Source organism: Sporacetigenium sp. TC11 (assembly GCF_058146105.1).
This window is the reverse complement of the sequence record NZ_JBYVNY010000001.1, coordinates 87,930-112,806: the sequence shown is the minus strand read 5'-3', so window position 1 is coordinate 112,806 and position 24,877 is coordinate 87,930. Positions and strand designations below refer to the sequence as shown.

General features: G+C 30.8%; 21 protein-coding genes. 20 read left to right on the top strand and 1 reads right to left on the bottom strand.

Features of this window, described 5'->3' with window-relative positions; translation table 11 throughout:
* The first annotated feature begins 55 nt into the window (after positions 1-55).
* The 19 genes from ACUSRV_RS00540 to ACUSRV_RS00450 all read left to right on the top strand — a co-directional run bounded on the left by ACUSRV_RS00540 (position 56) and on the right by ACUSRV_RS00450 (position 21,792).
* The gene (locus ACUSRV_RS00540) at positions 56-970 is read left to right on the top strand and encodes a DMT family transporter (RefSeq protein WP_490139954.1); all 915 of its coding nucleotides are present in this window, start codon (positions 56-58) and stop codon (positions 968-970) included.
* A 215-nt stretch (positions 971-1,185) separates the two neighbouring features.
* Positions 1,186-2,172: an alanine racemase gene (locus ACUSRV_RS00535; protein ID WP_490139953.1), complete on the top strand. Its 987-nt coding sequence runs from the start codon at positions 1,186-1,188 to the stop codon at positions 2,170-2,172.
* A 115-nt stretch (positions 2,173-2,287) separates the two neighbouring features.
* Positions 2,288-3,004 carry a selenium cofactor biosynthesis protein YqeC gene (yqeC, locus tag ACUSRV_RS00530; RefSeq protein WP_490139952.1) on the top strand — a complete coding sequence of 239 codons (717 nt, stop codon included), beginning with the start codon at positions 2,288-2,290 and terminating at the stop codon, positions 3,002-3,004.
* Positions 3,001-3,579, top strand: coding sequence for a nucleotidyltransferase family protein (locus tag ACUSRV_RS00525; RefSeq protein WP_490139951.1), 579 nt, complete (start codon positions 3,001-3,003; stop codon positions 3,577-3,579). The genes yqeC and ACUSRV_RS00525 overlap by 4 nt, the downstream gene beginning before the upstream one ends.
* On the top strand, positions 3,576-4,418 hold the full coding sequence (gene yqeB, locus ACUSRV_RS00520) for a selenium-dependent molybdenum cofactor biosynthesis protein YqeB (protein WP_490139950.1): 843 nt from the start codon (positions 3,576-3,578) through the stop codon (positions 4,416-4,418). Before ACUSRV_RS00525 ends, yqeB begins: the two co-directional genes overlap by 4 nt.
* A gap of 21 nt (positions 4,419-4,439) precedes the next feature.
* On the top strand, positions 4,440-5,204 hold the full coding sequence (gene modA / locus ACUSRV_RS00515) for a molybdate ABC transporter substrate-binding protein (RefSeq protein WP_490139949.1): 765 nt from the start codon (positions 4,440-4,442) through the stop codon (positions 5,202-5,204).
* A gap of 3 nt (positions 5,205-5,207) precedes the next feature.
* Positions 5,208-5,861, top strand: coding sequence for a molybdate ABC transporter permease subunit (modB, locus tag ACUSRV_RS00510; RefSeq protein WP_490139948.1), 654 nt, complete (start codon positions 5,208-5,210; stop codon positions 5,859-5,861).
* A 15-nt stretch (positions 5,862-5,876) separates the two neighbouring features.
* Positions 5,877-6,896, top strand: a complete 1,020-nt coding sequence (locus tag ACUSRV_RS00505; protein WP_490139947.1) for a molybdopterin-binding protein — start codon at positions 5,877-5,879, stop codon at positions 6,894-6,896.
* A 9-nt stretch (positions 6,897-6,905) separates the two neighbouring features.
* A complete protein-coding gene (gene moaA / locus ACUSRV_RS00500) occupies positions 6,906-7,865 on the top strand; it encodes a GTP 3',8-cyclase MoaA (protein ID WP_490139946.1) in 960 nt (319 codons plus the stop codon).
* A 3-nt stretch (positions 7,866-7,868) separates the two neighbouring features.
* Positions 7,869-8,297 carry an MOSC domain-containing protein gene (locus tag ACUSRV_RS00495; RefSeq protein ID WP_490139945.1) on the top strand — a complete coding sequence of 143 codons (429 nt, stop codon included), beginning with the start codon at positions 7,869-7,871 and terminating at the stop codon, positions 8,295-8,297.
* A 22-nt stretch (positions 8,298-8,319) separates the two neighbouring features.
* Entirely contained in the window at positions 8,320-10,077 is a 1,758-nt protein-coding gene (locus ACUSRV_RS00490; RefSeq protein WP_490139944.1) for a sigma-54 interaction domain-containing protein, read from the top strand.
* A gap of 472 nt (positions 10,078-10,549) precedes the next feature.
* Positions 10,550-11,764, top strand: coding sequence for a diaminopropionate ammonia-lyase (gene dpaL, locus ACUSRV_RS00485; RefSeq protein ID WP_490139943.1), 1,215 nt, complete (start codon positions 10,550-10,552; stop codon positions 11,762-11,764).
* Between the two features lie 27 nt (positions 11,765-11,791).
* Positions 11,792-13,009, top strand: coding sequence for a YgeY family selenium metabolism-linked hydrolase (locus ACUSRV_RS00480; protein WP_490139942.1), 1,218 nt, complete (start codon positions 11,792-11,794; stop codon positions 13,007-13,009).
* A gap of 34 nt (positions 13,010-13,043) precedes the next feature.
* Entirely contained in the window at positions 13,044-14,636 is a 1,593-nt protein-coding gene (locus tag ACUSRV_RS00475; RefSeq protein ID WP_490139941.1) for an N-acyl-D-amino-acid deacylase family protein, read from the top strand.
* Between the two features lie 11 nt (positions 14,637-14,647).
* Complete coding sequence (ssnA, locus tag ACUSRV_RS00470; protein ID WP_490139940.1) at positions 14,648-15,976, top strand: putative aminohydrolase SsnA; 1,329 nt, start codon at positions 14,648-14,650, stop codon at positions 15,974-15,976.
* A gap of 20 nt (positions 15,977-15,996) precedes the next feature.
* Positions 15,997-17,373, top strand: a complete 1,377-nt coding sequence (locus ACUSRV_RS00465) for a nucleobase:cation symporter-2 family protein (RefSeq protein ID WP_490139939.1) — start codon at positions 15,997-15,999, stop codon at positions 17,371-17,373.
* Between the two features lie 54 nt (positions 17,374-17,427).
* The gene (gene hydA / locus ACUSRV_RS00460; RefSeq protein ID WP_490139938.1) at positions 17,428-18,831 is read left to right on the top strand and encodes a dihydropyrimidinase; all 1,404 of its coding nucleotides are present in this window, start codon (positions 17,428-17,430) and stop codon (positions 18,829-18,831) included.
* On the top strand, positions 18,824-21,403 hold the full coding sequence (gene xdh / locus ACUSRV_RS00455; RefSeq protein ID WP_490139937.1) for a selenium-dependent xanthine dehydrogenase: 2,580 nt from the start codon (positions 18,824-18,826) through the stop codon (positions 21,401-21,403). Before hydA ends, xdh begins: the two co-directional genes overlap by 8 nt.
* An 11-nt stretch (positions 21,404-21,414) precedes the next feature.
* Entirely contained in the window at positions 21,415-21,792 is a 378-nt protein-coding gene (locus tag ACUSRV_RS00450) for a RidA family protein (RefSeq protein ID WP_490139936.1), read from the top strand.
* Between the two features lie 166 nt (positions 21,793-21,958).
* Here ACUSRV_RS00450 and ACUSRV_RS00445 read toward each other — a convergent pair whose 3' ends face one another.
* Entirely contained in the window at positions 21,959-23,056 is a 1,098-nt protein-coding gene (locus ACUSRV_RS00445) for a GerMN domain-containing protein (protein ID WP_490139935.1), read from the bottom strand.
* Positions 23,057-23,463: 407 nt separating this feature from the next.
* Between ACUSRV_RS00445 and cysS the strand changes: the two genes are divergently transcribed.
* Positions 23,464-24,870 carry a cysteine--tRNA ligase gene (gene cysS / locus ACUSRV_RS00440; RefSeq protein ID WP_490139934.1) on the top strand — a complete coding sequence of 469 codons (1,407 nt, stop codon included), beginning with the start codon at positions 23,464-23,466 and terminating at the stop codon, positions 24,868-24,870.
* The last annotated feature ends 7 nt before the right edge of the window (positions 24,871-24,877 follow it).

The following is a 24,877-nucleotide window of genomic DNA, read 5'->3' as shown; positions in this document are numbered from 1 at the left end:
TATGACCGTATCTTCTAAGATGCGGTCATTCTAAAGACATTGGGGAGGTAAAATCATGAAAAATAATTTTAAAATTGTCAGTGCTATGCTTATATTTGGAAGTATAGGTATTTTTGTAAGAAATATAGATTTAGCGTCACTAGAAATTGCTTTTTTAAGAGCCGCAATTGGGAGCATATTTATAGGTATTTTTGGATTGTTAATAAAACAAAAAAACTCATTGCAGTTAATAAAAGAAAATATTGTACTACTTGTTATTTCAGGTATAGCTATGGGCCTTAACTGGATTTTTTTATTTCAAGCTTACAAATACACAACTATATCCAATGCAACATTAAGCTATTATTTTGCTCCAGTATTTGTAATTATACTATCTCCAATTTTTCTTAAAGAAAAATTAAATAAAAGAAAAGTTAGTTGCGTAATTGGAGCTATGGTTGGGTTGTTTATAGTTTTAAATGGAGATTCTAGTGGTTTAGATAGTTCATATAATCATATGAAAGGAATAATATATGGATTATTAGGTGCAGGGCTTTATGCTAGTATAATTTTAATGAACAAATTCATAAAAAATTTATCTGGGTTTGAGACAACGTTGATTCAACTTACAGTTTCAGCATTTGTACTTTTACCGGTTATTTTATATCAGGGAAATTTAGATATAGTTAGCATAACTAATAAGTCTTGGATTTTCATTATTCTATTAGGTGTAGTTCATACAGGAATTGCTTATTTACTATATTTTTCTTCTATGAAAGAATTAAAAGGACAATCTATAGCTATTTTAAGTTATATTGATCCTATTTCTGCAGTAGTTTTTTCTTCTATTTTTCTAGGGGAAAATATGAATTTATTTAAAGTAGTTGGTGGAATATTTATTTTAGGATCAACATTATTAAGTGAAAAACAAAACTTAAATAGTAATAATGAAAATATTGAAAATGAACCAATGGGGGTTCAGGATATTTAATAATAAGTAATAGATAAAAAAGGGGATGTATTAAAATGATTTTAAAGGTCATTAAGAGGCAACCCCTTTTTATATTGTCATTAAAATAAATTATCTATATATAATATATTAGAAAGGAAAATTAAATAAAAAAATATAATACTATAATAAGGTAAAAAAATATAAAATTAGTGTATGGAGATTATATGTAAATTTTAATTAACGGGGGGATAAAAATGAGCTATCCAAGGGTGGAAATAGATATAAAAAAGATTAAGTATAATGCTGCTAAAATGATTGGTGAATGTAAAAACAGGGGAATTGATGTAGCTGCAGTGACAAAGGGGTTTTGTGCAAACGAAAATATAACGAAAGCTTTGATTGAATCTGGGGTAGATATATTAGCTGATTCTAGAATTCAAAACCTAAAAAAACTTTCTGGATTTAATATTCCTAAAATGCTTATTAGAATTCCTATGTTAAGTGAAGTAAGCGATGTTGTAAAATACTCAGATATATCTTTAGTATCTGAATTAGAAACTTCAAAAAAACTTTCAAGTGAAGCTATAAGACAAAATAAAATACATAATATAATACTTATGGTTGACTTAGGAGATTTAAGAGAAGGTATATTTTATGAAGATGAAATATATGAAACAGTAAAAGATATATTATTACTTAAAGGTATAAATCTATTAGGGGTAGGAACTAATTTATTATGTTATGGGGGAGTAATACCAACTAAAGATAATCTATCAAAATTAGTAAATATTAAGAAAAAAATTGAAAATGACTTCAATATAAATTTAAAAGTAATATCTGGAGGTAGTTCAGGAACTACTCACTTATTTAAAAATAATGAAATACCTAAAGATATTAATCAACTTAGATTAGGATGCTCTCTAACTATGGGAATAGGTTTAAATGATGATCCAATAGAAGGACTTTATACAGATGCACTTAAATTAGTAGTGGAAGTAGTTTCTATAAAACCTGATAAAACTGTTATATGTGCAATAGGTAGAGATGATGTGAATCCAAATTATTTAATTCCTTATGACGATTATATAGATATTATAGATGCTGATAGTGACCATCTTATATTAAATATAAATGAATGCACAAATAATTATAGTATTGGCGATAAAATTGAATTCAATATGAATTATGGGGCATTTCTATCTACTATGGTATCTCAGTATGTTCATAAAGTATGCATATAAAATAAAATTTGATTAAAATAAAGGTCATACAAGGTTTTCCTGTATGACCTTTATTTTACCAAATTATAAATATAGTATAAAATATTAATATAATAAATATACAAAGGAGTACAATATGAAGCTTAGTGATTTACTAAACTTGAATAAATATGAAAAAATTACAATTGTAGGGGCAGGTGGAAAGACAACGTGCCTTTTTACTCTTGCTAATGAACTAAAAACAAATAAGGTTTTAGTAACTACAACTACGAAAATTTACGAACCTAATAAAGCTATGTATGATAAATTAATTTTAGAAAGCGATAATTTAAATAATATAAGCCCTAAAAATGGAATTACAATTTTCGGTAAGGAAATAAGTTCTAATGGAAAACTTTTATCTCCAAGTATAGAAAATTTAAATGAAATAATAAAGAAATTTGATTATGTTTTTATAGAGGGAGACGGGTCTAAAGAAAAACCTTTAAAAGGTTGGAATGATAAAGAGCCTGTAGTATTAGAAGATACAACTATAACTTTAGGCATATTATCAATAAAAAACATAGGAAAAAAAATAAATGAAAAAAATATACATAGATTAAATGAATTTATGATTCTTACAAATTCAAGAGAAGAAGATGAGATAGGTGTTAAACATCTAGCAGAAGTGGTAAATAATTCTAATGGGATTTTCAAAAATTCTAAAGGTAAAAAAATATTGTTAATTAATGGGGTTGAAAATAAAAAAGAAGTCGAATTGGCACGATTATTGCTAGAATATATAGGTAGGAATATTGAACTTGTAGTATCAGGTTCCTTAAAAGAAAAAAACTTTAAGGTGTTGAAAAAATGATAAAAGCAGTTGTATTAGCATCAGGGTTTTCAAGTAGAATGGGTGAAAACAAGTTGTTACTTCCTTTTAAAGGTAAGCCCCTTATATATTGGATATTAAATAGTATAAAGGAAATTAATTTCAAAGAGGTAGATGTAATATATGTAGATGAAAAAGTAAAAGACATTGCAAAATACTTTGGATTTAATACTATTTATAATTTAAATGCAAGTTTAGGACAAAGCGAGTCAGTTAAAATAGCATTAAAAAATTATGAAGGTAAGGGTATTATGTTTTTTACAGGAGATCAACCTTTATTAAAATCTACTACGATAAAATTTATGCTTGAAGAATTTGAAATTAGCAATAAAATAGTTATTCCTTTATACAAAGGACAAAGGGGAATGCCTACAATATTTCCAAATATATTTTTTGATGAATTAAGGAGTTTAAAAGGAGATATGGGAGGAAGACAAATAATTAAAGATCATCTTGAAAAAGTTGCTTTTATAGAAATTGATGACATATGGGAAGGTTTTGATGTAGATAGTCCACAAGAATATTTATTTTTAAAGACAAAGGAGAATGAGATATGAATGACTTAGTTATTGTAAGAGGAGCAGGTGATATTGCAACTGGAGTTATTCAAAAACTTCATAGAGCAGGTTTTAATGTAGTTTCTTTGGAAGTCCCTCTACCTACAGCTATTAGAAGAAAAGTATCTCTATGTGAAGCTATTTATGAAGGTGAATATATAGTAGAAGATATAAAAGCTAAAAAAGCAAATGATATTTGCGATTTAGATTTTTGTTTTTCTCAAAAAATAGTTCCAATAATGATAGACCCAAAGGGAGAAATAATAAAAAAACTAAATCCTTTGGCTGTAATAGATGCTACATTATGCAAAAAAAATATAGGAACTTCACAATCAATGGCTCCAATAACTATAGCTCTAGGTCCAGGGTATGAAGCTAGTAAAGATGTGGATATAGTAGTTGAAACTATGAGAGGACATAATCTTGGAAGACTTATATTTAAAGGACAAGCACAAAAGAATACAGGGATTCCAGGTAAAGTTAGAGGATTCGATAAGGAAAGAGTGATTCATAGTACTTGCGAAGGCAGAATTACATTGTTAAAAGATATTGGCAGCTTCGTTAAAAAAGATGAATTAATTTGCAAAGTAGATAATGAAGCAATTTATGCAACTATAGATGGACTATTAAGAGGTATAATTAGAGAAGGGTCTAATGTTCCAAAGGGAATGAAAATTGCAGACATAGATCCTAGAAAAGAAGAATATGGAAATTGCTTCACTATTTCAGATAAAGCAAGAACTATTGGAGGAGCAGTACTTGAAGGAGTGCTTTTTCTAAAAAATGAAATGATTCAAATGGACATATTTCCCAAGCAATATACAAGTAATCAAATATAACTGAATAGGAGATGTATAAATATGCACAAAAAAGTGTTATTAATCTTAGGTATAGTAGTTGCAATAACTGGGAATATGACAGGATGCTCTCCTAAGGAAGAGAAAACAGTTACAATAAGTGCAGCGGCTAGCTTAAGAGAGCCTTTAGATGAAATTAAAAAAAACTTTGAAAAGAAAAGTGATGTTAATGTTTATATAAACTATGGGCCATCTGGAACTCTTAGAAAGCAAATAGAAGAAGGTGCAGATGTAGATATATTTCTATCTGCATCCGAGGAATTTATGAATAATCTAAAAGATAAAAAATTAGTTTCAAATAAAATAGAAGAAGATATGATTCAAAATTCTTTAATTCTTATAAAAAGAAAAGATATAAATATAACATCCCTTGATGATATAACTAAAAAAGACTATAAGATAGCTATAGGTGAAGTTGAAACTGCACCAGTAGGTATGTATACAAAGGAAACCCTACAAAAATTAGATTATTGGGATAAGGTAAGCGAAAATATTATTATGGCTAAAGATGCTGGGGCTATAGTAAGTTATTGTAGACAAGGTGAAGTTGACTTAGCATTTATTTATAAAAGTGATTTTAGAAATCTTGATAATTGGGAGATTTACAAAGAGTTTGGAGATAATTACCATAAAAAAATAAATTATCCTATTGCTATACTTAAAGGAAGAGAAGAAGATAAAGATACAAATAACTTTTATAATGAGTTAATATCTAATGAAAGTAAATATGTATTTTTAAAGCACAAGTTTAATGTAGAGGACAAATAATTTATGATAAAAGATGCGCTTATTATATCTTTAAAGACAGCTACAATATCAACTCTTTTAACTACTATAATTGGAGTTGTATTGGCTTATAAGTTGTTACAGCACGAGGGGATAGGGAAAAATATAATTGAATCATTACTTATGTTCCCGTTGTTTTTTCCTCCATCAGTAATAGGATATATTGTATTAGTTGTATTTGGAAAAAATGGAGTACTAGGATCTACTCTAAACTCACTGTTTAATTTGGAAATTATTTTCACTATAAAGGGAGCTATAATAGCTATGTTTATAGTAGCGCTGCCTATAATATACCAAAGTTCTAAAGCCGCGTTTATGGAAGTTCGAAAAGAGTATAAGGAAGCTGCAAAGATAGATGGAGCAAATGACTATGATATATTTTTAAAAATAGTTTTACCTATATCAAAGAAAGGAATATTTGGAGGTATGATACTTGCCTTTGGTAGAGCTTTTGGAGAATTTGGAGCTACTATGATGGTAAGTGGAAATATACCTGGAAAAACACAAAATATTCCTATGGCCATGTATTATTTCGTAGAAGGTGGAAATTTAAAAGAAGCTAATATTATATTGATGATAGTTATTATAATAAGTACAACATTGATTTTTATACACAATAAACTATTGAAAACAAACTAATTTGGAGGTATTGACATGAAGAAAATAAAGACTATAGAGGCAGTGGGACAAGTATTGTGTCATGATATTACTCAAATAGTACCAGGAAAGTTTAAAGGAGTAGCATTTAAAAAAGGACATGTTATAAGAGCAGAAGATGTAAATGTTTTATTATCGTTAGGTAAGGATAATATATATATTTGGGAAAATTCGGATGGTATGATTCACGAAAATGATGGAGCTGTAATATTAAAAGAAATAGGGGCAGGTAAAGGTCTTGAGTTTAGTGATATAAAAGAAGGGAAAATAGACTTTTATGCAGCTTATAATGGTTTGTTAAAAGTTAATATAGATGAACTTAAAAAATTAAATAGTTATGGTCAAATGATATTCTCTACTATTCACAACAATACTCCAGTTAAAAAAGGAGAAAAGGTTGGTGGAACCAGAGTAATACCTTTAATGATTGAAGAAGAGAAGTTAATAAGTGCTAAAAGTAATATAAAAGACAAACTTGTATGGATTGAAGAAATAAAAGGAAAAAAAGTAGGAATTATTACAACAGGAAACGAAGTATATTATAAGAGGATTAAAGATTCTTTTGGACCTGTAATAGTTGAAAAAGTAAAAGAATACGGTTGTGAAGTGTTAGGCCAAGTTATATTACCAGACTCAGCAGAAGATATAAAAAATGCTATTGAAGACTGGATTGAAAAAGGAGCAGAACTTGTAATATGTACTGGTGGAATGTCTGTAGACCCTGACGATGTTACTCCAACAGCTATTATTAGTACAGGAGCAGAACTTATAAGTTATGGAGCACCAGTTTTACCTGGAGCAATGTTCTTACTTGCATATAAAGGAGACACTCCTATATTAGGACTTCCGGGGTGTGTAATGTTTTCAAAGAGGACGATATTTGATTTAGTATTGCCAAGAGTACTTGTAGATGAAAAGCTTACTATGGATGATATTGCTTCATACGGACATGGGGGTATGTGCTTAAGCTGTCCAGTTTGTACATTCCCTAAATGTGGATTTGGAAAAGGAGTGTAGGTGATAAATTTGAAAGATAAATGGGGAAGATATATTGATTATCTTAGAATTTCCTTGACTGATAGATGTAACTTAAGATGTGTTTATTGTATGCCTGAAAAGGAAGCAGATTATTTTAAAAAAGACAATATGCTAACTAATGATGAAATGCTTAGAATAATAAACCTTATGGCAAGTATAGGCATAAGTAAAGTGAGATTTACAGGAGGAGAACCTCTTTTAAGAGGAGGAGTAGAAGATTTAATTAAAGGTGCAGGGGATATTTCTACTATAAAAAAAGTATGTATAACAACTAATGGAGTTCTTCTTAAAAATAAAGTGGTATCTTTAAAAGAAAATGGTCTTACTCATATTAATTTGTCACTAGATACTTTGAACGAAGATAGATACAAAAAAATAACTCGTGGTGGAGATTTAAATGAAGTTATTGATGCGTTAGAATTATCTCTAAAACTAGGAATAAAGGTCAAAATAAACTCTGTAATTATGGTTGGGGTAAATGATGATGAAATAAGCGATCTTGCAAATCTAACTAGAAAGTATCCTATAGACGTACGATTTATTGAGCTAATGCCTATAGGAGAAGGAGTTAATTTTAAGGGTGTATCTGAAAAATATATTTTAGAAGAATTAAAAGACCAGTTAGATACTAATGAACATAAAACTAAAGAAGAAGGACCAGCACAATATATAAAGCTTAAGGATGGATTAGGAAAATTAGGTTTTATAAGTCCTATCTCGAACCATTTTTGTAAAGAATGCAATAGAATTAGATTGACATCAGATGGATTTTTAAAGAGATGTCTTTATTGGAGTGAAGGGGAAGACCTGAAAAATGCACTTAGAATAGGAAAAACCGATTTAGAAGTACTAGAAATAATTGAGAAAAATATTTATGAAAAACCTGAAGAACATAGTTTTGGAAAAAAAGATGGAGATATTAGATTAATGCATCAAATAGGAGGTTAAATCATGGGCAAAATAATTGCGATATGCAAAAGTGAAAAAAAAGGAACTGCTAAAAAACAAATAAGCGAAGTAAATTTAATTGAAAATTTTGGTCTCGAAGGAGATGCCCATGGTGGAAACTGGCACAGACAAGTATCTCTTCTAGATCTATCTAAAATTGATATTTTTAATGAAAAGGGCGGAAATGTAGACTATGGAGATTTTGGAGAAAACTTGGTCATTGAAGGTATAAATCTATCTAAAATTGAAATTGGAGAAAAACTCAGAATTGGAGAATGTGAATTAGAAATTACACAAATAGGCAAAACTTGTCACACGAAGTGTGAGATATTTTATAGAGTTGGTGAATGTATAATGCCTAAAAATGGAATATTTGCAAAGGTTATAAAAGGTGGAAAAATTGCCTTAGGAGATGACATAATTAAGATATAGCTTTAGAGTAGAGGTGATTTATGTGAATAAAAGTCTTTTAAAGAAAGTTCAAGATACTATAATTAAACATGCAGATATAATATCAAGTGTATTAAAAGTAGAAGTTGAAATAGTAGATGAAAATTTAATAAGAATAGCAGGAACAGGTATTTATAAGTATGATATAAATAAAAGCATATCTAATAGTGGAGATGTTTATAAATATGTTCTTAAAAGTGGAGAAGAAAAGATTATTGCAAATCCAAGGGAAAATGAGCTTTGTATAAATTGTAAAGGTAAGAAAACTTGCAATGAGACCATGGAAGTTTGTACGCCTATAGTATTTGAGAATAAGATAATAGGAGTTATAGGGCTAATTTGTTTTGACGAAGAACAAAAGAAAAATTTAAAAAATAATCTAGAGTCGATGATTCAATTTATACAACAAATGAAAGAGCTTATTACGTTTAAAATTAATGAATATTTAGAAAAAGAACTTGAGTTAACTAATTCAAGTTTACTTAAACAAATTATAGACTCTGTAGAAAATGGAGTTATTGTAACAAGTCATGATGATAAAATAGCAACTGTAAATCAAAATGCTATGAAACAGTTAAAGTTGTCTCCATCAAACATAGGAGATCACATTAATATTAAGCAAACAAATGAGTTTTTTATGGGTGGAGAATCAATTACAGTAACTGTAGAATCAGAGAAATATGATATTATAGGTAAAATAATTCCTGTTTATCCATCTCTTGGAAATTACGATAAAATATTAATATTCAATCAAATACAAAAAGTTAAGTCTGATTTATTGAAAATGACTTATGGAAGAAACACAGTAGGAATGGAAGATATAGCTGGAAGTTCAAAAGAAATAAAAATGCTAAAAGATAAAATAAAAAAGATAGCACCTTCGAAATCAACTGTACTAGTTACAGGCGAAAGCGGTACCGGTAAAGAACTTATTGCAAGGGCTATCCACTCAGAAAGTGATAGATGGAATAAACCTTTTATAGCTATTAACTGTGGAGCAATACCAGATTCACTGCTTGAAAGTGAACTGTTTGGATATGTAAGAGGTGCATTCTCAGGAGCCGATCCAAATGGAAGAATAGGAAAATTTGAACTTGCAAATAAAGGAGTTATATTCTTAGATGAAATAGGAGATATGCCCTTATTTCTACAAGTTAAACTTTTAAGAGTACTTCAAGAAAGAAAGTTAGTTAGAATTGGTTCAAATAAACTTATAGATTTAGACATTAGAGTTATAGCTGCAACTAATAAGGATTTAAAGAAACTTATTAATGAAGGTAAATTTAGAGAAGATTTATATTATAGATTAAATGTTATACCGATGGAACTTCCTCCTCTTAAAAAAAGACCAGATGATATAGAAACTATAACAAACAATTTGATTGAAAAGTATAACGATATATTTAGTAAGTATGTTCATACTGTAGATCCTAAAGTTATAGAAATTCTAAAAAGATATAGCTGGCCTGGGAATGTAAGAGAACTTGAAAATGTAGTTGAGTTTATGATAAATTTATCAGACGAAAGAGGCATAATAACAAAGGAAATGATACCAGAACATGTACTAAAAGAAGAAAATAATGATGATGTAGTTAATAATATATCTATTGAGACAGGATTTAGAAAACTAAAAGATATTGAGGAAGAAAATATTAAAAGAGCTATAGAGTATTTTGGAGAGGATACAAAAGGGAAAAAAGAAGCTGCAAAGGCTTTGGGTATAGGTGTAGCTACTCTTTATAGAAAAATAGCTCAAAATTGATTATCAAATTGATAAAAAAAGGTTTTTTAAATTGAAAATCAGCATATTAAGGGATTACAACTTATTCTCATTTTGATAACTAATTATCAAAATGAGAATTTTTATTGTCTTTTAAAACAAAAACTATAAAAAATGAGTTTTTATTATATTTTAAGAAAAATTCAATATTTAGTACAAAGATATTCTTATCAAAATGATAATAAATCGTTTTCATTGACATAAAATAAACGAAATGAAAGGGCTTCATAACTTATCATTATGAGAAAACATTATCAAAATGATAATTAATAGGAATCAAATTTATACAAAATGTGACGAAAAATGATCTGAAAAGTCAATTTCATTAAAAATTACTTACTAAAAATGGGAAAACAACAAAAAATATATAAATGATAGTTAAAAGTTTGGCATGATATTTGCTTAATAATAAAGTGAGTAAAAATAAAAATTATTTATGAAGCGAGGGACTAACATGAAAGAAAAAATTCAATGGAAGTTAAACACTCTTCCAAAGAGCGATAAAGAAGGTAGTATAAAATTTTTAAACCATAGTGAAGTGGAAAAAGCAAAAGAATTCCACGCAAGCTTTCCACAATATAGTGAAACTCCTTTAGTAGACTTAAAAAACCTTTCAAATTATTTAGGTTTAGGCGGGATGTATCTAAAAGATGAATCATATAGATTCGGTTTAAATGCATTTAAAGTTTTAGGTGGTTCTTTCTCAATGGCGAAATACATGGCTGAGAAATTAAACAAAGATATATCAGAATTACCTTATGAAAAATTAATATCAGATGAAGTTAGAAATGAACTTGGAGAAATAACTTTCGTAACTGCAACTGATGGTAACCACGGAAGAGGGGTTGCATGGACTGCAAATAAGTTAAAGCAAAAATCAGTTGTTTATATGCCAAAAGGTTCATCACTTACAAGGCTTGAGAATATAAGAAAAGAAGGAGCAGAAGCTTCTATAACTGAGTTAAACTATGATGATGCTGTAAGATTAGCTACAAAATATGCAGAAGAAAACAATGGATTAATTGTTCAAGATACTGCTTGGGAAGGCTATGAAAAAATACCTGCATGGATAATGCAAGGATATGGAACTATGGCTTTAGAATCTTTAGACCAGTTAAAAAACAATGGAATAGATAGACCTACTCATATATTCGTTCAAGCTGGAGTTGGGTCTTTAGCAGGAGCTGTTCAAGGTTTCTTTGCTGCTGAATTTGGAGAAAATTGTCCAAAAACTATAATAGTAGAATCGAACTTAGCAGATTGTTTATATAAATCAGCAGTAGCTAACGATGGTGACTTCAGAGTAGTTGGTGGAGATATGCAAACAATAATGGCTGGTCTTGCATGTGGAGAGCCAAATACAATAGGATGGGAAGTTTTAAAGAACCATTCAACTGCATTTGTATCTTGCCCAGATTGGGTTGCTGCAAAAGGTATGAGAGTATTAGGAAACCCAATTAAAGGGGATTCTCATGTAGTATCAGGAGAATCAGGAGCAGTTCCAGCAGGTTTATTATTTGAAATAATGACTAACCCTGAGTACAAAGACTTAAAAGAAGCTTTAGAACTTAATGAAAATTCAAAAGTTCTTTTATTTAGCACAGAAGGAGATACAGATCCAGACAAATATAAGAGCATAGTATGGGATGGAGAATACCCAAGTATATAATATAAAATAATTTAGGAGGAATAGAAAATGTGTAGCGAAGCGATAAACCAAGTAGAAGTATTAGATGAGGTAAGACAAGATAAATTAACTAAACTATGTCAAGAACTTTTAAGAAATCCAAGTGTTTCGGGAGAAGAAGAAAAGGTTGTATCTGCAATAAAAAAAGGAATGTTAGAACTTGGATATGATGATGTATATATAGATGACTATGGTAATGTTATAGGCCATATAAAAGGAAGCAAACCAGGAAAGAAAATATTATTTGATGGACATATAGATACAGTACCTGTTCCAGATGATTCAAAGTGGACTTATGCACCATTTGGTGGAGAGATACACGATGGAAAAATATACGGAAGAGGAGCTTCAGACATGAAAGGGCAAACAAGTGCAATGATAGCTGGTGCTGCTTTCTTCGCTGAAGATATTAATAAAGATTTTGAAGGTGACATATATGTTGCTGGTGTTGTTCATGAAGAAATATTCGAAGGTATAGCTGCAAGAGCTATAAGTGAAAGGGTAAACCCAGATTACGTTGTAATAGGTGAATCTTCAGAACTTAACCTTAAAATAGGTCAAAGAGGTAGAGCTGAAATAGTAGTTGAAACTTTTGGTAAGCCAGCTCACTCAGCTAACCCAGAAAAAGGTGTAAACGCTGTTTACAAAATGGCTAAAGTAATAGAAAGAATACAAGGAATAGAAGCTCCAGAACATCCTGTTTTAGGAAAAGGAATACTTGTATTAACAGATATAAAATCATCTCCATACCCAGGAGCTTCAGTAGTGCCAGATTATTGTAAAGCTACTTTTGATAGAAGACTTTTAACTGGAGAAACAAGAGAAGGAGTAATTGCTCCAATAGAAACTCTTTTAGAAGAACTTAGAAAAGAAGACAGTGAATTACAAGTTAAAGTATCTTATGCAATAGGTAAAGAAACTTGCTACACTGGAGAAACAATAGAAGGTGAAAGATTCTTCCCAGGTTGGTTATACGATATGGAAGATGAGTTCGTCCAAGCAGCTTATAGAGGACTAAACGAAGCAGGTATAAATCCAGAAGTAACTCAATACTCATTCTGTACTAATGGTAGCCACTATGCTGGAGAAAAAGGAATAAGAACTATAGGATTTGGACCATCTAAGGAAAACCTTGCTCATACAATAGATGAGTATATAGAACAAGAACAATTATTCATTGGAGCAAAAGGATACTACGGAATACTAAAATCTGTTTACAGCAAGTAGGATTAAAATCTATTTACAACAAGAAGGTGATATTATGAAAATACTGATTAAGGATGGTCAAATAATAGACGGAACCTTAAAAAAATCTTTTAATGGGGATTTAGTAATAGAAAATAATAAAATAGCCTTTGTTGGTAAATGTGATGAAAATGATACTTTTGATAAAGTAATAAATGCTAAGGGGAAAGTTGTTTCCCCTGGTTTTATAGATACTCACTCACATTCTGACTTAGAAATATTAATTAATCCTTATAATGAGATAAAAGTTAGACAAGGAATAACAACTGAAGTACTAGGGCAAGATGGAATATCTATGGCACCACTTCCAGTAGAATACATAAGTCCATGGAGAAAAAACCTTGCGGGTCTTGATGGAGATTCTGATGATATAGATTGGACATATGAGACTACTGATAACTATCTTAAAATTATGGAAGAAAATGGAGTTGGACTAAACGAAACTTACCTTGTTCCACACGGAAATATAAGAATGGAAGTTTTAGGTCTTAATAATAGACAACCAACTGATGAAGATATTAAAAAAATGTGTGATATAACTAGAAGAGAAATGGAAGCAGGAGCTTTTGGTTTATCAACAGGATTAATCTACATGCCTTGTGCTTATTCACAAACAAAAGAAATAGTAGAAATGTGTAAGGTTGTTGCTGAATATGATGGGGTATTTGTAGTTCACCAAAGAAGCGAGGCTGATACAATACTTGATTCTATGGAAGAAGTTATAGAAATAGGTAGACAATCAGGGGTTAAAGTACATTTTTCTCACTTTAAAGTTTGTGGAAAGCAAAATTGGAAGTACATTGATGATGTAATAAAATTACTAGACAAGGTAAAAGCAGAAGGAATAACTGTATCTTTTGATCAATATCCATACGCTGCTGGAAGTACAATGTTAGGAGTAATACTACCTCCTTGGGTACATGATGGTGGAACTGATAATTTATTACAAAGACTTAACAATGAAGATGATAGAAAAAGAATGATACATGATATGGAAAACGGTATCCATGGCTGGGATAACTTTGTAGACTTTGCTGGCTTTGATGGTATATTTGTAACGTCTGTTAAAACAGAAAAAAATCAAGATGCTGTAGGAAAAAATCTAATAGAATTAGGACAAATGAGAGGAAAAGATCCATACAATGCTACATTTGACCTGTTATTCGAGGAAGAAAATGCAGTAGGTATGTACGATATTTATGGCCTTGATGAACATATTATAAAGTTTATGAAGTTACCAGAACAAAATGTTTGTACTGATGGACTTTTAGCACCAGGGAAACCACATCCAAGAGCTTATGGTTCGTTCCCAAGGGTACTTGGAAAATTTGTTAGAGAAGAAAAGGTTATGTCATTAGAAGAAGCAATATACAAAATGACCAAAAAAGCAGCAGATGCTTTCTCAATTCCAAATAGAGGAACATTAGAAGTAGGAAAGTATGCAGATATAGTTATATTTGATGCAGAAAAAATAACCGATAAGGGAACTTTCGTAGATCCAACTCAGTACCCTGAAGGAATAGACTACGTTATAGTAAACGGTAATGTAGTTATAGACGATGGAAAATTCAACAAAATAAAGGCAGGTAAGGTCATCAGAAGATCTTAGGGGGTTCTAAAATGTTAATAGTAGGAAATGGAAGACTTGTAACTAGAAACCAATCAGCTCCGTATTTAGAAAATGGAGCAGTAGCTATTGAAAATGGAAAAATAGTTAATTTTGGAAATACTCAAGACATTAAAGATAAGTACGAAGGATCTGAGTTCATAGATGCTAAAGGTAAGGTAATAATGCCAGGTCTAATAAATACTCATATGCATATATATAGTGCATTTGCAAGGGGTATGGCATTAGATGGCCCTACTTCGAAAAACTTTGGTCAAATACTAGAAAATCTTTGGTGGAGGCTAGACAAGAAGCTTACTCTTGAAGACACAAAATATAGTGCATATACAACTTATATAGATTGTATAAAAAATGGGGTAACAACAGTTTATGACCATCATGCAAGCCCATTTGCAATAAGAGATTCTTTATTCACAATAGGTGAAGTTGCAGATGAACTTGGAATAAGAACATCGCTTTGTTATGAAGTTTCTGATAGAGATGGTGGAAATACAATAGAAGAAGGAATAAGAGAAAATGTTGAGTTTATAAAGCATGCGTCAAAAAGAAATGATGATATGCAAAAAGGGTTGTTTGGACTTCATGCATCATTTACATTATCTGATGCTACATTAAATAAATGTAGAGAAGAAATGAGTGGACTTGATTCAGGTTATCATGTTCATACAGCAGAGGGAATAGATGATCTTTATGATTCATTACAAAATTATGGAAAAAGAGTAGTCGAAAGATTACATGGTTTTGATATATTAGGTGATAAAACTATAGCTGTTCACTGTATTCATGTCAATTCAAGAGAAATGGATATATTAAAAGCTACAAATACAATGGTTGTACACAATCCAGAGTCAAATATGGGTAATGCAGTAGGATGCTCTCCTATTTTATCAATGTTTGATAAAGGTATACTTTTAGGTCTAGGTACTGATGGTTATACATCAGATATGATAGAGTCATATAAAGTAGGAAACATAATACACAAACACAATTTATGTGATCCATCAGTAGCATGGGGAGAAATTCCTACAATGCTATTTGACAATAATAGAGAAATCATGAACAGACATTTCAATGTAGAGGCTGGAGTAATAAAAGAAGGTGCTGTTGGAGACGTAATAATAGTAGATTACAATCCGCTAACACCTATGAATGAAAACAACATAAATAGCCACGTTATGTTTGGAATGAATGGAACAGCAGTAAATACAACTATTATTAATGGAAAAGTATTAATGAGAGACAGACAACTTCTAAATGTAGACGAGGCTGAAATATTCAGACAGTCTAGAGAAATTTCCCAAAAACTATGGGACAGAATCTAACTTAAGGGGAGTGTAGTGAAATGAAAGAGGACAAAAACTTGAAAGTGGCCCCAGTTGACGAAAAATTACCTATGGGTCAAAATTTATTATTTGCTTTTCAACACGTAATGGCAATGGTTGCAGGAGCTGTAGCTGTACCAATAATAGTAGGAAATGCAGCAGGATTAACACAAGAACAAATTATATTTCTTATAAATGCCGATTTGTTCATAGCAGGTATAGCAACACTTGTTCAATCATTAGGACTTGGAAAGCACATAGGGGCTAAGATTCCAATGGTAGAAGGTACAAGTTTCGCAACAGTAAGTGCAATGGTTGCAATAGCAAACACTTACAAAGGTGACCCTTTCACAGCAATGACCACAATATTTGCATCAGTGTTTATTGCAGGATTGTTTTGTTTCTTAATGGCACCAGTATGGGGTAAATTAATTAGATTTTTCCCACATGTTGTTACTGGAACAGTAGTTACAGTAATAGGATTATCACTACTACCAGTAGCAGTTAGATGGTCGACTGGTAATAATCCAGCATCTCCAACTTATTTAAGTGTACAAAATATAATGATGGCTTTATTTACATTAGTTACTATATTAGTTTTAAATAGATTCCTAAAAGGAAAATGGTCTAGTATGGCGATATTATTCGGTATAATTATTGGTACTGTTGCTGCAACAGCACTTGGTATGGCAGATTACACTAGAGTTACAGCTTCTGGGTGGATAAATATAAATACACCATTTGAATTTGGATTTTGGAATTTTAATCCAACAGCTATAATTTCTATAGTTCTTGTTATGTTAGTTATAATGACAGAAGCAACTGGAAACATAATAGCTATGCATGAAATGGTAGAAAAAGAAATTAGTGAAGAGCAATTAGTTAGAGGATTAAGAGCCGATGGATTGGCAACTATGTTAGCATCAGTTTTTAATACTTTCCCACATACAGCATTTGCTCAAAACGTTGGATTAGTAAATTTAACAGGAGTAAAAAGTAGATTTGTAGTTGCAACATCTGGATGTATATTAATTGTATTAGGGTTAGTTCCTAAACTAGGTGCATTAGTAGCATCGGTTCCATACCCGGTATTAGGTGGAGCTGGATTTGCAATGTTTGGTATGGTTGTATCTGGTGGAATAAGTGCATTAACAAAGGTGAAATTTGCTGGAACTAAAAACGGTATGATAATAGCAATAAGTATAGGGCTTTCTATGATACCTACAGCAGTTCCTGATTTTTATCACAATTTCCCACAATGGGTTAACACAATATTCCATAGTGGTATAACTACAGGAGCATTAGCTGCTATATTATTAAACTTATTCTTCAATGTACTTGGAGCAAAGAAAGAAATTGTTGAGAAAAAAGAACATAAAGAGATACTAGGTCGTTAATTATATATTAAACAAAACCAGAAGTTCTTTAATATCCATAAGGAGGAATAATCTATGGGCAAAGTATTAAAAGGCGGAGTCATAGTTACCTCTGAAAAAACGTATTGTGCAGACCTAAGAATTGAAGACGAAAAGATTCAAGATATTGGTATATATATTGAAAAACCTGGTGATGAGATAATATCTGTTGACGGATGTTATCTCCTTCCTGGTGGTATAGATACTCATACACACTTTGATCTTGGAGAAGGACGTACGAAAACAGCAGATGACTTTGAAACAGGAACTAAGGGAGCCATCGTAGGGGGAACAACTACGATATTGGATTTTGCAAATCATGTTAGAGGAGATTCTTTAAGAAAAACATTAGATATATACAAAAAGAAAACGGATAATAATTGCCATTGTGATTATGGATTCCATATGGCTATGAGCGAATGGAATGAAGATATTGAAAAAGAAATGGAATATATGGTACAAGAAGGAATAACTTCTTTCAAAATGTACATGGCGTATAAACATTTACAAGTTGATGATGGTGCGGTTTTTCAAGCATTAAAAAAGTCAAAAGAAATTAACGGATTAATTGGGTTCCACTGTGAAAATGGGGATCTTGCTAATGCATTAATAGAAGAAGCTAAGAAAAATAACAACTTAAAGCCTGTATATCATGCATTAACTAAGCCACCAGTAATAGAAGAGGAAGCAATTGAAAGACTTTTAACTATTGCAAAAATGGCAGATGCACCTGCATATATAGTTCATTTGAGTTCTAAAGCTGGACTTGAAATGGCATTAGATAAAAAGAAGGACGGAGCAAAAATAGTAATTGAAACTTGCCCACAGTACTTAACTTTATTTAAAGATTTATATAGGGATGAAAACGACAATAGCTTTGAAGGAGCTAAATACGTTATGTCTCCACCTTTAAGAGAAAAGGAAGATGGAGAAGCACTTTGGGAAGCTCTTAGAAATGAAGATATTCATACTATAGGTACTGACCACTGTCCATTTAATTTTGTTGGTCAAAAAGACATTGGCAAGGAAGACTTTACTAAAATACCAAATGGCGCACCAGGTGTAGAGCATAGAATGGTAGTTTTGTATTCAGAAGGTGTAGCTAAAAACAAAATAACTTTGAGTGATATGGTAAGACTTACATCAACCAATGCAGCAAAAATCTTTGGACTTTACCCTAAAAAAGGTGAACTTCAAATAGGAAGCGATGCAGATGTAATAGTTTTAAATCCAAATAAAAAATGGACTATATCAAAAAATAACCAAAATCAAAATGTAGACTATACTCCTTATGAAGGGCTTAAGTCAGAGTGTTCTTTAGAAAGGGTTTTCTTAAGAGGACAATTAATGGCAAGTCAAGGAAAGCTTGTTAATAATCATAAAATAGGTACGTATATAAAAAGAAAACCATTTGATGTGAGGTGGAGCGAAAATGTATAAGTTTATTTTAAATGGAAAAGAAGTTACAGCAAGTGAAGACAAGAATTTACTTCATTTTTTAAGAGAAGATGAAGGTCTTACATCAGTTAAAAACGGATGTGCAGAAGGTGCCTGTGGTACTTGTACAGTTTTGGTTGATGGAAAAAATATGAAGGCTTGTGTTCTTAAGACATCTAAACTAGTTGGAAAAGAAATAATAACAGTAGATGGACTTTCTGAAAGAGAATTAGATGTGTATGCATATTCATTTACAACTGCAGGGGCAGTACAATGTGGATTTTGTATACCAGGAATGGTAATAAGTGCAAAATCATTACTAGATAAAAACTTAGAACCAAGTGAAGAAGATATAAGAAAAGCTATAAAAGGTAATATTTGTAGATGCACAGGTTATGTGAAAATAGTTGATGCTATAGCTTTAGCTGCTAAATTACTTAGAGAAAACACTGACATTCCTAAGGTTGCTTGCAAAGGCTTAGTTGGAGAAAATACTCATAGAGTAGATGCAGTACAAAAGGTTGTTGGAACTGCTGAGTACGTTGATGATATACGTATAGAAGGAATGATATATGGTTCTGCTGTTAGAACAAAGTACCCAAGAGCAAGAGTTTTAGATATAAACATAGAAAATGCTAAAAACCATCCAGGCGTAGTTGGAGTATTTACAGCTGATGATGTTCCTGGAGATAAAAAAATAGGTCATTTAAAGAAAGACTGGCCAGTACTTATAGCTAAAGGTGAAATAACTCGTTATGTAGGAGATGCTATAGTTTTAGTAGCTGCAAAAACTAAAGAAGCTCTAGAAGAAGCAAAGAATTTAGTACAAATAGAATACGAAGAGTTAGAGCCATTAACTTCTCCACAAATGGCTATGAAAGAAGATGCTCCTCATATTCATGAAGGAGGAAATATATTATTTGAGCAAAACTTGGTTAGAGGAAATGCTGATGAAGTAATCAAAAACTCTAAGTATGTTGTAACTAATAAATACTCTGTTCCATTTACAGAACATGCTTTCTTAGAGCCAGAAGCTGCAATAGGTATGCCTGATGGAGATGGTGTAAGATTATTTACAACTGACCAAGGTGTTTATGCAACTCAACATGAATGTGCTGATATGTTAGGTCTTCCTCATGAAAAGGTTAGAGTTACTAATAAGTACGTTGGTGGAGGATTTGGTGGTAAGGAAGATATGAGCGTTCAACATCACGCTGCACTTATTGCATTTCTTACTAAGAAGCCAGTTAAAGTTCAATTAACTAGAAAAGAAAGTATAATGGTACACCCAAAAAGGCATGCAATGGAAATGGAATTTACTACTGCATGTGATGAAAACGGAAAATTAACAGCTATGAAGGCTGTTTTAATATCTGATACAGGTGCTTATGCATCACTTGGCGGACCAGTTCTTCAAAGAGCTTGTACACATGCTGCAGGACCATATAATTACCAAGTTATAGATATAAAAGGTATGGCTGTTTATACAAACAACCCTCCAGGAGGAGCTTTTAGAGGATTTGGAGTTGCACAAAGCTGTTTTGCAACTGAATCTAATATAAACTTACTTGCTGAAAAGGTAGGTATATCTCCATGGGAAATAAGATACAGAAATGCTATAAGACCAGGTGAAGTTCTGCCTAATGGGCAGATAGCTGATGAAAGTACAGGGCTAGTTGAAACTTTAGAAGCTGTTAAAGAACAATATGAAAACGCTGAATTTGCAGGTATAGCATGTGCTATGAAAAATGCTGGATTAGGTGTTGGAGTTCCTGATACTGGAAGATGTAATTTAGATATAGTAGATGGAATAGTTCACGTAAGAACAAGTGCTTCATGTATAGGTCAAGGTTTAGGAACTGTTATGGTACAAAAAGTTTGTGAAGCTACAGGATTATCTCTTGATAAAGTTGTTCATGATTTCCCGGATACTGCCACAACACCGAATTCTGGAAATACAACAGCTTCTAGACAAACAACATTTACAGGTGAAGCAACAAGAGTAGCTGCAATAAAACTTAAAAAAGCTTTAGATGAAGGCAAAACACTAGTTGACTTAGAAGGCGAATCATTCTATGGAGAATATACATGTGTAACTGATAAAATAGGGACTGATAAAGAAAATCCAATAAGCCATGTTTCTTATGGATTTGCAACTCAAGTTGTAATATTAGATGAAGAAGGTAAGGTTACAAAGGTTATAGCAGCACATGATGTAGGAAAAGCTATAAACCCTGTAAATGTAGAAGGTCAAATAGAAGGTGGAGTTGTAATGGGTCTTGGTTATGGTTTAACTGAAGATTATCCATTAATAAACAGTGTTCCAAAAGCTAAATACGGAACAATAGGATTGTTTAGATCTACTGATGCACCACCAATTGAATCTATACTGGTAGAAAAAAATAGCAAAGACGGATTAGCATTTGGAGCTAAAGGTGTAGGAGAAATAACCACAATACCAACAGCACCAGCGGTACAAGGAGCTTATTATAAGCTTGATGGAGAGTTTAGAACTAAACTTCCACTTGAAAAGACTTACTATAGAAAACCAAAAAAAGAATTATCAAAAGCTTAGGAGGAAATAAAATGGCAAAAACAGTTATAAATACAGAAAAAGCACCAGGAGCTATAGGACCATACTCACAAGGAATAAGAACTGGAAATCTTGTTTATACTTCAGGTCAACTTCCAATAAATGCTGGGACAGGAGAAATGGCTACTGAAATAAAAGAAGCCACTAAATACAGCCTTGAAAACTGTAAGGCAATATTAGAAGAAGCAGGAACAAGTATGGATAAAGTAGTAAAAACTACTGTATTCTTAAAAGATTTAGCAGATTTTGTTGCGATGAATGAAGTTTATGCTACATTCTTTACATCAGAACCACCAGCAAGAAGCTGTTTCCAAGTAGCTGCACTTCCAAAAGATGCATTAGTAGAAATAGAAGTTGTAGCAGAAATATAACAAACTAATTGACATAGTTTTCAAATTTAGATTCCCCGTTTAAATTTAATATAAGAAAAACTGTACATCCATGTTAGTGATGTACAGTTTTTTAATTTTCACCTGCTAAACTTGAGCAACGGCCCATCTTCTCAAGGTCGTTGGCGATATGATCGTAGCAGAAATTTTATTTATATTGGATGGAGTTTTCTGTATTTACTATAAATGGTTCTCCTTTTTTCATTAAAATATGGCCTGAACTATAAGGTTTATTTTCTATTGTTATATAAACCTTATTTACTCCATAGTATTCTCCAAGGGTATTAGTTATACATTGAAGAATCATAAGCTCATATCCAGAACCTGCATTCATCTGAGTTGTGAATTCTTTTAAAAAATCTACATATACAACATTGTCTTTATTCAAATAAAGACTATTTATTTTTACATTTGGTCCTAATAAACTCTCTATGTTATTTCCTAGCGACTCTTTGAATGTTTTTTCAAACTTCGACTTAGTAATATCGTTTGTATTAAATGATATGTTTTTATATGCAAAATACATTTTATCTTCAGCTATATTAGGATAGTAGAACTTAATATTTTGAACAAAAGGTAAATTTTCTTCAATTTTACTTAGTGAAGAAGTTACTGTAGAATCATTTGAAGAATATACAGTTTTAACTAGACCTATGTTAAGGGCATAATAATCAATATTCTTATAGTCTTTACCTTCAGTTGTTATTTCAATGGTTTTATAAGTTCCCAAAGGAGTAGTTACTTCGATATTATTATTAGATATATATCTTTTTTTACCATCAGGTAATGTCCATGAAGTACCTTTTACAAGAGGTTCTTTTAACAAAACTTCATTCAAAGTACCTTCTTTTGAAGTTAAATTTTCTCTATAATATACTTCGCCCTTAGATTGTATAACTTGAAGTTGACCATTTTTATTTTCAATAACCTTTAATATCTGAGAACCTCCATTATCTACCCTTAGTTGCATACGGTTATCTTTTAAATAATCTACGAAAGTTATATATGATGCATATTCCATACCATTTCCTTCATAAATATACTTTGTGTTTGGTTTAAATGGGTAGTAGTCTTTAATTTTATAACTTACCTCATCCTTATCTTCGTCATCATTTGATGTAGGATCTTGTGTATTTTCCTGTTCTTTAGGAGGGTTATCGTTATTGTTATTTATTATTGAATTATTACAGCCAGACATTAACACAAAGGAAAATACTAAAACAATAATATAAATAAATTTTTTCATATCACACCACCTTATCTAGATTCAGTACTTACTATTATTATATCTGAAAATTTTGATTTGTAACATAAATAGTAGGGAATATAATATATATATTTACTATATAGTTAAATTTTGTAAATAATAGGTATCAATTATACTATATATATTATATAATAAATAAAACTATAATTTGGGAGGTTATTAAAGATGATGCGTTGTTGTTGCTGTTGTTTAAATAATTTTATAAATAAAAAATTAAATAACAACATGCCTGCGTCTTTTTAAATAATCTAAATAATAAATATAATTTTGTTATATAAAATAAGGATATAAATTATCAAACTGCAGGTTATTATTTGTAGTTTTTCTATTTAGAGAAACTATAGGTATCCTGCAGTTTTTTTGAATTTAAAAAAGGAGTGATTTAAATGAAATTTTATATCTACAATAGCTTAAATAGAAAAAAGGAAGAATTAATACCAATAGAAGAAGGAAAGGTTAAGATATACACATGTGGTCCTACAGTATACCATTTTGCCCATATAGGAAACTTAAGAACATATATATTTGAAGATATACTAAAAAAATCTTTGAATTATATAGGGTATAATGTAGATCATGTAATGAATATAACGGATGTAGGTCATTTAGAGTCTGATTCAGACGAAGGTGAAGATAAAATGGCTTTAGGGGCTAGCAGAGAAAAGAAAACAGTCTGGGAAATTGCAAGATTTTATGAAGAAGCTTTTCTTTATGATTGTAATAAACTTAACATAAAAAGACCAAATGTGGTTTCAAGAGCGACAGAACATATTGAAGATATGATAAAACTTATTAAAATATTGGAAGAAAAGGGATATACTTATATAGCTAATGGTAACGTTTATTTTTCTATTGATAAGTATGATGATTATAATAAATTAGCAAATCTTACTATGGAAGAACTTCAGGCAGGTAGTAGAATAGAAGTAGACCCATATAAGAAAAATCCATTAGATTTTGTATTGTGGTTTACAAATTCAAAGTTTACAAATCAAATAATGCAGTGGCCCTCACCATGGGGAGTAGGATTTCCAGGTTGGCATATAGAATGCTCAGCAATGTCAATGAAATATTTAGGAGAAAGAATAGATATACACTGCGGAGGAGTAGATCATATTCCAGTCCACCATACAAATGAAATTGCCCAATCAGAATGTGCTCTTGGTCATAAATGGGTAAATTATTGGATGCATGGAGAATTTTTAGTATTAGACAACGGAAAGATGTCAAAATCCAGTGGAGACTTTCTAACTTTATCTAGAATTATAGAAGAAGGATATAGTCCACTAGATTATAGATATTTCTGTATGCAATCTAGATATAGAAAACAGTTAATGTTCAGTTTTGAAAGCTTGAGTGAAGCACAAAATTCATTAAAAAAATTAAAAAATAAAGTAAAACATATCCTTGAAAATAAAAATAATGATAATATAGAGTTAGGTAAGATAAAAGAATATCAAAATAAGTTTAAATATCAAATAAGCGATGATTTAAACTTACCAAATGCACTTACTGTGTTATCAGAAGTTATTAAAGATGATGATTTAAATAATAATGAAAAAATTTATCTTATAGAAGATTTTGATAAGGTGTTTTCATTAGATTTGTTAATACAAGAAAAGAATGAAAATAATGATGTAGACATAGAATTTATAGAAAACCTTATACAAGAGAGAAACAATGCAAGAAAAGAAAAAAACTGGGCAAAAGCAGATGAAATTAGAGATATTTTATTAAATCATAATATAGAATTAATAGACTCTAGAGAAGGCACAAATTGGATATATAAATAAGATTGGG